The organism is Paenibacillus sp. E194, assembly GCF_000935845.1.
GTDB lineage: Bacteria > Bacillota > Bacilli > Paenibacillales > Paenibacillaceae > Paenibacillus_B > Paenibacillus_B alvei_B.
This window is the reverse complement of the sequence record NZ_JMDX01000163.1, coordinates 1-13,878: the sequence shown is the minus strand read 5'-3', so window position 1 is coordinate 13,878 and position 13,878 is coordinate 1. Positions and strand designations below refer to the sequence as shown.

9 protein-coding genes, 1 pseudogene and 1 other annotated feature are annotated in these 13,878 nt (G+C 45.5%); of the genes and pseudogenes, 8 read left to right on the top strand and 2 right to left on the bottom strand.

Annotation, left to right across the window (positions count from 1 at the left end; genetic code table 11):
* The first annotated feature begins 29 nt into the window (after window positions 1–29).
* The 3 genes from AZ66_RS20000 (at window position 30) to AZ66_RS19990 (ending at window position 7,848) form a co-directional block, all read left to right on the top strand.
* A complete protein-coding gene (locus AZ66_RS20000; RefSeq protein WP_052648689.1) occupies window positions 30–5,384 on the top strand; it encodes a S8 family serine peptidase in 5,355 nt (1,784 codons plus the stop codon).
* A 207-nt stretch (window positions 5,385–5,591) separates the two neighbouring features.
* Window positions 5,592–5,879, top strand: a binding site (T-box leader).
* Window positions 5,880–5,997: 118 nt separating this feature from the next.
* Window positions 5,998–7,326 carry a branched-chain amino acid transport system II carrier protein gene (gene brnQ / locus AZ66_RS19995; RefSeq protein WP_044356447.1) on the top strand — a complete coding sequence of 443 codons (1,329 nt, stop codon included), beginning with the start codon at window positions 5,998–6,000 and terminating at the stop codon, window positions 7,324–7,326.
* Between the two features lie 111 nt (window positions 7,327–7,437).
* Window positions 7,438–7,848: a 3-hydroxyacyl-ACP dehydratase FabZ family protein gene (locus AZ66_RS19990; RefSeq protein ID WP_021260410.1), complete on the top strand. Its 411-nt coding sequence runs from the start codon at window positions 7,438–7,440 to the stop codon at window positions 7,846–7,848.
* A 97-nt stretch (window positions 7,849–7,945) separates the two neighbouring features.
* On the opposite strand, the gene AZ66_RS19985 is transcribed toward AZ66_RS19990, so the two are convergent.
* The gene (locus AZ66_RS19985; RefSeq protein ID WP_044356446.1) at window positions 7,946–9,295 is read right to left on the bottom strand and encodes a lytic polysaccharide monooxygenase; all 1,350 of its coding nucleotides are present in this window, start codon (window positions 9,293–9,295) and stop codon (window positions 7,946–7,948) included.
* Between the two features lie 537 nt (window positions 9,296–9,832).
* Window positions 9,833–10,261, bottom strand: a complete 429-nt coding sequence (locus AZ66_RS19980; protein ID WP_021260408.1) for a VOC family protein — start codon at window positions 10,259–10,261, stop codon at window positions 9,833–9,835.
* A gap of 308 nt (window positions 10,262–10,569) precedes the next feature.
* Here AZ66_RS19980 and AZ66_RS33590 point away from each other — a divergent pair, with 308 nt between their 5' ends.
* The 5 genes and pseudogenes from AZ66_RS33590 to AZ66_RS19960 all read left to right on the top strand — a co-directional run.
* Window positions 10,570–10,836 carry a hypothetical protein gene (locus tag AZ66_RS33590; RefSeq protein ID WP_331436919.1) on the top strand — a complete coding sequence of 89 codons (267 nt, stop codon included), beginning with the start codon at window positions 10,570–10,572 and terminating at the stop codon, window positions 10,834–10,836.
* A pseudogene (locus tag AZ66_RS33585) lies at window positions 10,827–11,039 on the top strand (SRPBCC family protein); the annotation flags it as partial. The gene AZ66_RS33590 and the pseudogene AZ66_RS33585, both read left to right, overlap by 10 nt.
* Before the next feature lie 83 nt (window positions 11,040–11,122).
* Window positions 11,123–11,434: a DUF7002 family protein gene (locus tag AZ66_RS33850; protein WP_044356445.1), complete on the top strand. Its 312-nt coding sequence runs from the start codon at window positions 11,123–11,125 to the stop codon at window positions 11,432–11,434.
* Window positions 11,435–11,631: 197 nt separating this feature from the next.
* Window positions 11,632–12,246 carry a class I SAM-dependent methyltransferase gene (locus AZ66_RS19965; protein ID WP_044356443.1) on the top strand — a complete coding sequence of 205 codons (615 nt, stop codon included), beginning with the start codon at window positions 11,632–11,634 and terminating at the stop codon, window positions 12,244–12,246.
* 345 nt (window positions 12,247–12,591) lie between these two features.
* Window positions 12,592–13,878 (top strand): MFS transporter (locus AZ66_RS19960; protein ID WP_044356442.1); only part of this gene is annotated, 1,287 nt, incomplete at its 3' end.

Below are 13,878 nucleotides of genomic sequence, written 5' to 3'. Positions count from 1 at the left end.
GGATTCTTGCACCTACGGACAAGCACGGAGTGAAGCATCCCGAACTTGCGCCCGATGTCGTGAATAATTCATGGGGGAACGTACCTGCTGGCAAGAATGAGTTCTTCCAAGATATCGTGAAGGCATGGATCGCAGCAGATATATTCCCTGCATTCTCAGCAGGGAATACGCAGCCTCCGGAGAACAATGGCGGACCAGGCTCTATTGCAGCACCGGGCAATTACCCTGAATCATTCGCCACAGGTGCTGTTGACATGAACAACAAGCTGGCAGATTTCTCGTTGCAAGGACCGACGCCTTATGGACAAATGAAGCCGGAAGTATCTGCTCCTGGTGTACATATTCGTTCAGCGGTACCAGGCGGACAATATGCGCTCATGAACGGCACCTCGATGGCAAGTCCGCATACAGCAGGCGTGGCTGCACTGATTAAGCAGGCAAATCGCAGCTTAAAGGTGAAGGATATAGCGGAAATAGTAACGACCACAACGGACGCATTAACCGACGATGAATTCCCGCAATCGCCGAATAATGGCTATGGCTCAGGCCTTATTAATGCACTCAATGCCGTATCAACCCAGAACAAAGGGCTGGGCAAGGTTGTTGGTCAGGTGACGATCGATGGGTTGAATGCGGGAACTCCGACAGTTGAACATGAACCTATTGCTTTGACGTTCAATATATTGGACAAGGACATATTTGCACGTGTGAAGGACGATGTCAGTGTGACGGATGTGAACCTATATGTCCGTGAGAAGGGAACAACCGGCTGGAGTAAGCACACACTGCTTCGAACTTCCGGAAGTCATATGAATGGCATGTATGAGGGAGCTATCCCCGTTCAAGAGCTGTCGTTGAATGGTATTGAATATTATATAGAAGCAGTAAATTTCGCAGGCAGTTCGTCCAAGACAGACATCTATCCCGTAACGGTATCGAAGGGAGTCAAGGTTGGCTATACGCAAGATTTCGAAACCTCGATAGAAGGATTTGGATTCGGAGATGCATCCGGAGTATGGCAATGGGGCGTTCCAACAAGCGGCCCGAAAAAAGCATTCTCCGGCACCAAAGTAATGGCAACCGTTCTGGATGGCAATTACCCGAATGGAACTAACAGTTATGTTGAAATGCCGGTGATTGACTTGACGGATACGAAACACGCCGTTTTATCCTTTGCTCATTGGTATAAGCTCGGCGATTGGTGGAGCGCTTCCTTTGATCGGGCAGAAGTGTATATCGGCAGCAAGAAATCGAACTTCACGTTCGAACGGGTAAAAACCTTTACGATGCGCAACACCACGTGGACAACCGAATATATCGACTTGTCCCCATATGCAGGGGATCAAATCTACGTTGTATTCAATTTACGAGGAGACTTTGGCAGTGACGAGGGCTGGTACATCGATGATATTAAAATCCAAGCTCCTGATTCGACAATTCCGCTTCCCCCTAAAATAAAGACTAGGAGCAACGCACCAGGCAAAGTCATTCTTGATTTTGACAAGGCGCCTTCGGGGACATTGAAGGAATATGTCATTTATCGTACGAAGGATTTGAGTGGGAATTGGGACGAGATTGGCACAAGCTCTGGCTATAACTTTGCCGATCTGCCTGCCCCTCAGAAGGGGACGTATTATTACAAGGTAAAGGCGCGAACTGTCAGTCATACGATGAGTTCAGATTCGGATATTGTATCTTGGACATTTACGGGTGGCAGTGAAATCTTCAGTGATGATTTCGAAGGCAATAATAAGGGCTGGACTGTTGAAGGAAAAGGAAACGAATGGGAGCATGGTGTTCCACATCCGACTCGTGGGCCGCAAAAGGCAGTTTCGGGCAAGAATGTATGGGGCACGAACTTGAATGGCCCTTACGGCGGCGATTTGAATGAGAGCCTGGTATCGCCTGAAATCGATTTAACACAGGTGAAGCATGCGACGTTGTATTTCCAACAATGGTACGATATTGATGATGGAGATAAGGCAACAGTTGAGATAAGCAAGGATCAGGGAGCGACATGGAAGCCGCTCGCTGTATATCCGAAGCAGGGATATGATACGAATCATCCACACAGATTCTGGTATTTGGAAGAGCTTGGACTTGATACTTACATGGGAGAGAAGATCAAAGTGCGCTTCCGATTCGAGAGCAAGCAGCCATCGATCCAGTTCGGTTGGTACATTGATGATGTGGAGGTTAGGGAGACCCCTCCGGTGATGACAAGACCGAAGACATCTTCTACTCAGGCGGCTGCTGGACAAGCAGGGAAAGCAAATGATGATACGCAGGGAGCAAGGAATGAACTCTTTACCTTAGAAATGTTGAAATCAGCGAAGCGTGATCATGCCGCGAAGTCGGATGAGCAACTGCAGACCGTGATGCAGCAGTCAAATACGGGCCGGATGCCGATAATGGCGGACATCAGCATCTTGCAATCGCAGCGGGCAACACGCTCTGATGCAGGAACCGGAGGCTATACACTGAAGCATCCGCCTGGTACATATACGCTGCAAGTGGAGGCTTATGGTTATAAGACGGAGCAGCGACCGATTGTCATCGAGCAAAATCAAGATACGGTGATGGATGTTCATTTACAGCCATTAGCGAAAGGCAAGGTTACCGGTAAGATAACGGATCGTGCAACAGGGTTGCCGGTGAAGCATGCGACAATCAGATTATTAAATGATGTTCGTGTTGAACCAGTTGAAACAAATGAAGAGGGACAATTTGAACTCGAAGCCTACGAAGGCGACTATCAACTATCGGTATCCGCATTGAACTACTTATCGGTTCAAGACAACATTAAGCTCACAGGTAACGATACAACTCACGTTTCATATATGCTACATAGCTTCCAAGGAGCAGCAGATGAAATCTATTACGATGATGGCGTAGCTGATAATGCCAAGGCATTCTTTGTATCTGGAAATGGGTTTGCAGTTCGTATGACAACGGACGGCCCCGCACAAGTAACAGGTGCAAGATTCTTCTTCTGGGATCAAGGCTGGCCGAATCCTGGCGGGGAGAAATTCAAATATGCCATCTATGATGCCAGCGGCCCTGATGGCCTTCCAGGCAAGATGGTGGCCGGTCCGTATGAAAGCAAGGCAATGCTGGATGGTTCGTGGACAGATGTAACGATACCGAATCCGATTATTGTTAACGGTGATTTCTATGTTGCCTACATTCAGGACGGTGTCATGCCGAATGTACCAGGATTGTCGATGACGAAGCTTGGCAATTTTTCAGGGCGTTCATGGAAGTTGGATCGCGGTTCGTGGAAGAAGATAGGGAACAGCGATGGCAATTACATGATAAGAGCTAAGGTTACAAAAATTGTGGAAGAACCAGTGATTACTGAACCAGTGTCAGGCAGCACAGTTACGGATGCTCATATTGTTGTGAAGGGAATATATCCAACCGATGGAACGACGATTCACTTATATCGTCAAGACGTTCGTGTCGGAACTGGAACGGTGCAGCAGGGGGGATTTGTGATACCAGCCGAATTGGAGCGTGGAGCGAACAAGTTGTATGCAGTCGCTGAAATGAATGGACAAGCGACAAGCAAGTCGGCCACGATTACGATCAACTATCAGGCACCTGCACAAAATGGGGATATTACATCGATCGCTATACATCCGCGTGATGTGTCCCTGAAGGCGGGGGAACAGTCGACGCTGACTGTTACAGCGGCCGTATACGAGAATGGCAATCTACTACCGATGCCAATAACAGAAGGCTTGATATTTACTTTGTCAGACAGTCGACTTGCCGAGGTAGATCAAGCGGGCCGTGTTACAGGCTTGAGTGAAGGAATGTCGGTCGTGCAGGTGACCTACCAACAGTGGAGTGATCAGGCTACGATAACCGTGCATCGCAGGGACGCTGGAAGGGAGCCCGAGCTCCAAGGTATTACGGTGTACCCTGATAAGCTTGCACTACATGTGGGGGATTCCGCTTCACTCTCTGTTGCAGCGATCGTATATGAGGATGGAGAAGTTAAATTATCGCCAATTACAGAGCCATTACTGTTCCGTTCCTCAGATGAGCAAGTAGCGAAGGTAGATAACAAGGGACGGGTAACGGGATGGAACGAAGGTACGGCAACGATTACAGTTGGATATAAAGACAAACAAGCAGAAGCGACCGTTACGGTGCGCAAGAAGAATGTTAATCCGTATGAGCCGCCTGCTCCTTCAGGCGGTGGATCATCCGGTTCGGCCGTAACCATTGTACCAGAGAAGGAGAAGCGGATACCGGTTATTGCTAATAATCGAACGATTGGGTATTTGGTAGAGCAGCCAGTTTCCGCGACAGGTGCTAAATCTGCTACGGTATCCCTCATGGAACAATGGCTGAGTGAGCAGCTTACACGTGAAGCTAGTACACCAGTTGAAATGGATCTTAGCAATGTACGCTTCGAGGATTATGCTCACGTATCGATCACCTTCCATTCAGCTATGATGAAGCAGCTTCTGGCTTCTCGGAAGGCGCTGAACATTCGTTCAACAGCTTATGAATTGAAGATACCAAAGACCTCCTTGGCGGATTATGCTGCGGCAGATCAGTTTAAGCTGCTTGTCTCCGTCAAGAAGGGATCGGAGCGTCAAGCAGGAACAGGGGAAGGTGTTAGTGGTGACCAGAGGAACCTCGTATCCAGCCTTGTTGCGATTCATAACGAAAGCGGCAAATTGACTCAACCAATTATCCTCTTGCTTCGAGGGGACGCTTCGAAAGTGAGGGATTTGCGTAAGACAGCTATGTATCGGATAAACGCACAGGGAACATGGAGTGTTGCAGGAATGGCAACTCATTATGCGGAAGGACTTGCTTTGGCAGTTGAACAGACGGGAACGTATGCGTTGTATGAGAATGCTCCAAGCTTTGCGGATCTGGCAAATCACTGGGGCAAAGATGCAATTGAAGTGCTGGCAGCACAGCATATTGTGAATGGAACGAGTAAGGGACTCTATACGCCGAATGCGATTATCTCTCGGTCACATTTCCTCATGATGCTCGATCGGTTGCCACATCATGCAGGCACAGAAGCTTCCATGAAGAAGAGTGAAAGGTTCGCTAATGAGGGCGTGAATGGTGACGGTAAATCGGCAGATAAGGCAGATAAAGAGCCATTTACACGTGCTGAAATGGTAGCCTTGCTTGTTCAGAAGACTGCGAAAGTAATGCCAACCACCGCGAAGTCCCATTTTACAGACACGGCTCGTCTAGTTCAGTCGAATCAAGCTGCTATTGCTTATGCGGTAGAGCAGGGCTGGATTCAAGGGATTGGAAACGGACGCTTTGGAAGCGATCAGACTCCGACTCGTGCACAAGCAGCAATGCTCATCTATCGATATTTGAAGTCTATGAACCAATTATAGGTGCATGACCATACGAAGTGATGTCTAATTGCAAGTAAAAATTCGAACAAATCCGTCCGCAACAATGGGGCGGATTTTGCTCTGTTTATCGAATTGGAATAGTTAGAATTAATTGTAAATGTGTACATGATCATTCGTTATTGTGATATATTGTACATTGACACCGAGATCAGGCTCATGTGACAATAGTAAACAACTTGAAGAATGAAAACTTCAACGAAGAGAACGAGTAAGCTATGAATGCCGATCTGCAGAGAGTTGGTGAAGTGCTGCAAGCCAACGTTCGGCGCATAACTGAACATCATCTCTGAGAAGCGCGGCCGAACGAGAGTGAGTAAGCTGCGCCGGAATGTCCACCGTTATTCGGATATCGCAGCGACTGTCGCTGCGAAGAGAGCTGCATGGAGCAGGAAGGATAGATAATTGGCAATTGCGAATGTCTATCATCAGGCTGCATGAATATGGGTGGTAACGCGGATAGAATCCGTCCCTTTCGAGGGACGGTTTTTTTGTTGTATGAGGATGCGGATGCTGCTGTAAATATGTACTAGACATATAGGGGGAACAGAAAGATGAAGTCATTGCCGAGAAGCCACGTGTTTTCGTGGGACTTATGCTATTTTCGCTATTTTTCGGAGCGGGGAATCTAATATTCCCGCCAATCTTAGGACAACAGGCGGGAGACAGCTTCATATATGCCATATCAGGATTTATCCTGACTGGTGTTGGGCTGCCATTGTTAACGGTAATTGCGATTGCACTATCCGGACGAGATATGCAGCACTTAGCAAGTAGAGTACATCCTAAGTTTGGGATCTTGTTTGCGGTTGTTGTCTACTTGTCCATTGGGCCATCCATGGGAATACCGCGGGTTGCTAACGTTGCATTTGAAATGGGAGTACGCTCTTTTGTACCTGAGTCACTGCAATCAAGCAGTTGGGTTTTGTTCGTGTACACACTCGTCTTTTTCTGTGTTGTTTATTGGTTATGTCTAAATCCGTCCAAGCTCGTAGTGCGGGTTGGCAATATCCTAACACCATTGTTACTGATTTCGATCGCGATATTATTCATCGCTGCCATGATGGGGCCGCTCGGCGAAGCACAGCCTGCTATTAAGGAATATGCGGTTTCACCAGGATTCAAAGGGTTTATGGAAGGCTATCTAACAATGGATACGATAGCAGCATTGGCCTTCGGCATTATTGTTATTAATGCCATTCGTGATCAAGGTGTCCAAGACAAGCGAACGATTACGAGAGCGGCTGTACAAGCAGCAGTTATCGCTGGTGTCGGACTTTCTCTGGTATATGCAGCACTCGGTTTTTTGGGAGTTACAAGTGTGACTGGGCTCGGTTATGCGGCAAATGGCGGACAATTGCTAACGCAAATCGTACAGCAGCTATTCGGTCAAGCTGGATTAATATTGCTGGCTGCTATTGTCACGCTTGCTTGTCTTACGACCTGCATCGGATTAGTGTCCGCATGCAGTCAGTATTTCTCAACACTACTTGGTCGCCTTTCCTATAGACAAATTGCATTTATCATTTGCGCGCTTGGGTTATTGGTGGCAAATCTTGGTTTGAATAAGATCATTTCGATATCAATCCCAATTCTGCTTGTCATTTATCCCGTATCGATTGTATTGATTATTTTGTCGCTGTCAGATCGCTTGTTCGGCGGTCGTCAATCCATATATGTTGGCGCATTGGTCGGTACGTTCCTTATCAGTATATTTGACGGATTGAAACAAGCTGATATTCAGTTCGACATGATTCTGTCGTGGCTGAAGATGCTTCCGTTGTACGATCAGGGAATTGGCTGGCTAGTTCCGGCCATTGCTGGGGGAATTGTCGGTTATTTATTTGGACTTATTTTGCCAGGAAGCAAACGGATTCTTTACAAAGGAATAAGAAGCTTTAAAAGCTTTTTCGCAAAAAAATAAACTGATTGAGAGGATAAGCGGGCGTACTGCCTGCTTAGCTTCTTTACAGCAACATCCTAATATGAAATAATTGGTGAAAACATAGATGAATGATATCTAGGAGTTGATACGTTGAACATTCAAGAAGTGATGGATATATTGCCGCATCGTTACCCATTTCTCATGATTGATCGCGTCACTCAGATTGAACCGGGTACGTCCGCGATTGGATATAAACTAATTACTCACAATGAATGGTTTATGTCGGGTGCGTCAACTTTCATGCCGGATTCGCTTATTATTGAAGCACTTGCCCAGCTAGGAGCTTTTACAGCTGTCCAGAGTCAGCAGGGTGGTCTTGGCTTCTTATCTTCATTGAAAGGTGTGGAATCAATGGGGAGAGCATATGCAGGGGACAAGCTAGAGCTCAGCTATGAAGTACTGCGGAGCAAAAAAGGATTCACAATTGGCAAAGGCGAGGCTTCTGTGGACGGACGTGTCATTCTAAGAGCAGATGAGATCATGATTTATACCGCTTCATGAGAAGAAGGATTATCTAAATCGCAATCAATAAAGAAGAGTCGTCCGGGGAATTACATGGACGACTCTTCTTGTTATTTGGAAGGGGGGAGGGAATCTCTTATTTAACAGCCCACAATGCTGGAGCATTAGAAGGCTCCCAGCCAACTAATGAAGTGTGCGGCTGGAGGCACTCGTATACCGTACCATTGTAAGTAACTTTGTCGCCCACTGCATAGGATTTATTTGCTACCCAAGCAGCTACTGTAGATGCGTCAGCAGTTGTAGCGGATACTGCATTGCTGTCTGCAGAGACATTCCCAGCAGCGTCAAATGCACGGACAGTGAACGTGTACGCTGTCTTCGGGCTGAGGCCTGTAACCACATAGTCTGTAGTTGTGCCGGATACAGTTGCCACTAATGTCGTTCCACGATAAACGCGGTAGCCAGCAACGCCAACATTATCAGTGGAAGGGCTCCACATCAGGGATACCGAAGTAGACGTCGGTGTACCCATTACATGCAAGCCCGTTGGTGCAGTTGGAGGGTCATTATCAACAGATACTGCAGGTGTGGTAACGCTTACTACATTGCTAGCAGCTGATTGGTTGCCAGCAGCATCTACCGCTTTAACACTAAATGTATATGCAGTATTGGATGTGAGACCGCTTACAGTATACGTAAGTGTGGATCCCGATACGTTGCCAACAAGGGAGTTGCCATTGTACACGTTGTAACCGGTTACAGCAACGTTGTCACTAGAAGCATCCCATTTCAAGGACACGCTTGTTGCTGTTGTTGCAGTTACTGCCAGGTTAGCAGGTGCAGTAGGAGCCTGGTTGTCGCCAGGATTCGTTCCGCCAAAGTTCACGTCGAGTACATTGTAGAACGCGTTTGGAGTATCTGCAATTTCCCAGACTGCAAGGATAACATGATAGCCAGTGCGAGCCGGTACATTACAAGTATCCGAATACGTGAATGGAGGCTTTACTCCACCATAATTAACGGAGCAGAATGGTGTTAGATTGAAGGAATCGCGAGTCAGCTTTGCATTAGGATTCCAATTTTCTTTTGTAATATAGTATTTCCAGCTTGTTGTAGCATGAGCTGCAGTTAGTTTCCAGTTGAACGTGTTTTGTCCAGCCGTAATGTTAACTTTAGTCCAGCGAGTTGCGGATTGCTCATCCAGTTCAGGGAAGGCTCCGTTAGCGCTTGCAATTTTGCCGTCAGCAGGGCCGGCATTTGGAAATCCCTTCAGTGCTTCCAAGCTTTGTGGTTCGTATTGAACAGCTCCGCAGTTTGTATTCTGACCGGATTTACACAATGCAGCTCTGCTGGCAGGGCCTTCGATATAACCATGGCCAAATGCTTTATCAGCAAAGAGCACCATACAGATAACCGTTACGAGCATTGCACCAAGACCGACAAGCAACTTCGTTGTTATTGGGTTGGAAAGACGCAGTTGATTCACACTATCAACCTCCTAAGAATAATGGGATGTCATGAAAACAATTCAAATGAAATGTTAAACCCTTTAAACTTTAAGTCGGCCTCCTTTCCATATGAAGTTGTCAAAATAAAAGAGTGGAGCTCCTAGATGACGCTATGGATGCAGCTTCTAGCAACTCTATTATATAAACTCAGTAGAGTTCATATACAAAGCAACATACTTAGTCACAAAATGAAGGAATCATGGACATTGTCCAGCAAGCGAGTGGATTTCATGAACAGGTATTTGTGGTCGAATTATAGAAGAAAATGCTGTTGAAATGTTATAGTTGTTGTTTGTTTCTATCATACTTGAAAGTGTGACCAACGTGTGAACGAAATATTTTAATTAGATTGCGCATGCCATTATAAAAATTAATTAAACCGCATTAACTTTCAGGGTGTATTTTGAAACTGGATGAGGTCATTATGGTTCATAAATAAGGAAGAAGGATGCAGCCATCCTTCGTAATCGAAGTGGCGTACATCCTTTTATCATGAAGCGTTTGCTTGGTTGTATTTAACTTGAAAAGTCGCCATTATCGTGATTGATTTGCCACTGAATGCCGAATTTATCCGTCAAGTTACCGTAGGCTTTGCTCCAAAACGTTTCTTGGAGCTCCATGCCGACTTGTCCGCCTTCCTTAAGCTTATGGAAGATTGATGTTAATTTATCGACATCTTGGCTAACAATGGAAAGCGTGATATTACTGCCTTCTTGGAATGGCATGCCTGGAAATACGTCAGAGAACATGACGATGGTTCCTTCTATGTTCAGTCGTGCGTGCATGACCAAATGTTTGGCTTCCTCTGGAACCGGATGGGACGGATCCGACGGCGTATCCCCAAATTCCATAATGTGAGGTTTGTCTAACCCGAATACATCGGCATAATACTCGACAACCTCGCGGCAGTTCCCGTTGAAGTTAAGATATGGATGGATGGACATGGTTGGCTTCACTCCTTAGTAGTTGTTGGTTCTGAAGAAGAACGGGTCTTTTGCATACTAGCATTATTGTCGTTTCACGATTCATTATACATGGGAGTGAAATTCAATCATATTAAATTTTATCTATATTTTTTACTATCCATAGAGTTATCGAGTAGGCCGGCATGGTATAGCTGTTGACTACTATAGGATTGGATCGGATCGGATCGCGCTAAGATAAAGAATAGGAAGGGTTCTCCGCGGGGTGGAATGGGAAAGATATATGAGGCAGGTAACTAACACAGGAATAAGAAAGGATGGATTCCATAATGACAGAACCGATTGCAATCCCTGATCTTTCATTAAGACCTTATCAGCTCACAGTGGAACGAGAAATGGGGACTCCTCCAGCCATTCTATATAAAGCATGGACACAATGGTTCGATCGCTGGTTCGCGGAACCAGGAACCGTAATGATGATGGGTGAGGTGAATACGGTTTTTACTTCGAAACGGTATACCGACCTGACACGAAGCATGAGGCACAGCGGCATCCGCATTACGGGAGATTTCTACGTCTCGAACATGATCGGTTAGTTGAACTGACATGGGTGACGGGGAGTGGGGGGACAAAGGGAGCTGAGACTGTCGTTACCGTAACACTGCTTCCCTCTGCTGACGGAACGAAGCTCCGCCTAACGCATGCTGGATTTCCAGATGAGGCATCCAAGAATCAGCATGAGCAAGCATGGCCGATGGTGCTGGAACAGCTTGATAACCGGATGAAGAACATGGAATGAAAGAGTTGAAAGTCATATAGAGATCCGCCATTTTCCAGTAATCAGATCGATTCGCATTCGGCGGGAGAACGTCGACAGAATTCATGGATGTCGGTCGCGGCGGATATACCATGGCGATCAATTCTCATTTGGGAATTTTGGAGAGTATGCTGGAGCCAACCTATATTCTGCAGCAATTCAGAGCATGTTTGGATCGGCATGTATTCTTTTGGCCCACGGCGAGAGATTGCTTAAAGATGTTGGATACATACACAAGCCGTGAGCCATCTGAGGCATTTGCTGTCTTACAATGTGATGCGTATTCTTTGAATTATGAATTGAGGGATGCGTGCATAAACGTGTCCGAGCATTTATGTGTCGCAGGCCGCTTTCTTCTGAATGTAAAAGCGCTATAAGATTGACATGATCTGGATTGCATACTAGTATGAAGAAAGACTACTATATTTGTTTAACTCCTTATACTTCCCTGCATATCTACGACTATCAAACTCAACAAGACATACTCTCCATTTGTTTGCTTTTCTTTTCGAACAACACTATGATACGACGCAAAAGTTAACTATCACCTATCTGACACGTGGGAGGATACAACATGGAAAAAGTAACAATTCCGGATTTCTTAGAAAGCAATCAGCAGCAATGGGACGAGGAATACAAGTCGAAAGCATGGGATTATTTGTCGGATATTACGGAATATGCTCGATATTCGGTGGTGTATGGTTACATTCGGAAATTTATTGGAACAGAAGGAATTCTGGATATGGGTTGCGGCACAGGCATCTTATTCGATATGCTTCTCAACAATGAGAAACAAGGGTATACAGGGATTGATCTGTCACAAGAAGCCATTAAAGTCGCATCGGCCAAATCTTCATTGAACCAGTTCCACTGTGGTGACATTAATCATTATGTGCCTGTAAAGAAATATGACGTGATCGTATTTAATGAATCGCTGCATTATGTGCCCAATACGCCGCAAAAGTTGCTGGACTACTCGAATTATCTAACTCCACATGGTGTCATTATCTCATCTCTGTATTCACATAAAAACAAAGAAGATCTAGCCTATACGATGATCGAGAATAAAATAGTGGAAATGGAGCAATGCAAGGATTTTGAGGTGATGGACAAGGTCAGTGTGTTCAATCATCATGCAGAGTTGAAATGGTATGTCCATTTGTTAAAGCGGAATCACACAGATTCTTAAACGAGGAACAAAGAAAAACGTATACAGATATATATAATGAGGGAACCGTTTTGCGTCCATAATTTGGGCTACCGCAAACGGTTCTTTTTTATTGGGTGAAAGAGAGATTTTGTCGATATTCTCCCTTTCTTGTCGACATCATTTGTCGATGGGGTAACTGTGGATCATCTTTATATAGCACAGCAATTTACGTCTTGACAACAGGCTTGTATAAGGATAAAAATGTTAGTATTAGTTAATGCTGTTACTTGATCGGAAGTAGATAATAGAAGGAGGGGTTTTGGTTCGCAATTTTATATTGCTTGTACAATTTCATAGCATCCATTTGAGGAAAAGGGGTAGAACATGGATACGCTTCAGCAGAAACTATTTTCCAAGTTCCTTCTAGTCTGGTTCGGCCAGCTCATATCGAATATTGGCAGCGGTCTGACTGCCTTTACGCTCGGTATCCTAGTATTGCAGCAAACGCAAAGCCCGACCAGCTATGCCATGGTCATATTTTGTTCATTTATGCCATCTCTGTTGCTAAAGCCAGTTGGGGGTGTTCTCGCCGATCGCTTCGATCGCAGATTGATGATGATCTTAGGTGATGCAGGCTCTGCCTTTGGTCTCATATTCATTTTGGCCTTCGTGCTGATGGGCAGCTTGGAGGTATGGCACATATACGTAGGGGCATCCATTAGTTCGATATTCGGTGCCTTGCATAATCCCGCCTATAAAGCTTCTGTTACCGACTTCGTCAGTGAAGAAAAATACACCCAAGCAAGCGGCTTGATGCAGCTTGCCTCCACTTCTCAGTTTCTAGTCTCCCCAGTATTAGCTGGTATCTTGATTACGATTATGGACATCAAATACATATTAGTCATCGATATTTTGTCATTTATCATCGCGGCGCTTTTGGTTGTATGGGTTAGAAGCAATCGGGTAGTTGCCGAGCAAGCTGAGCACCAGAATCATCATGTTGAAGAGCAGGTTAAGCTGAGTTTTTGGCATGAGTTGAAAGAAGGAATGCGGACAATCAACGCCAATAAAGGGATTGTCGTACTCATTACGCTTACTTCTGTATTGTGTTTCTATATTGGATTTTTGCAGACCTTGCTTGCTCCTATGATGTTGAACTTTACAGATCCAAAAACGTACGGAATCTCTTTATCCGTGTGCGCCTCGGGCTTGCTTGTCAGCAGTTTGCTGATCAGTATTTTTGGAGGAATTAAGAAGCATGTTGCTACAATGACGGTGTGTCTTGTCTTTGTTGGGCTCTTTTATTCGTTTATCGGCGTTTCGACGAACGTGTATGTGATTGTCGTATCAGGATTTCTCTTTTTCTTTGCTCTAGCATTTGTGCAGACGAGCTTGGAAGTATTGATTCGGCAAAATATTGACAATACCGTGCAAGGGCGTGTATGGTCCCTCATATCGGTGGCTACGCAGCTCGGATATCCGATTGCCTATGTTCTTTCCGGTGTATTGGCTGAGCATGTATTTAATCCGCTATTGGTGGAAGGCGGTTTGCTCGCTTCATCAGTCGGCAATATTATTGGCATTGGACCGGGGCGTGGCATTGGCTTCATGTTTATTGTGTTTGGAATTCTCATCGCATTCTTATCGTTTGTTACAGGTAGAACCAAAGTG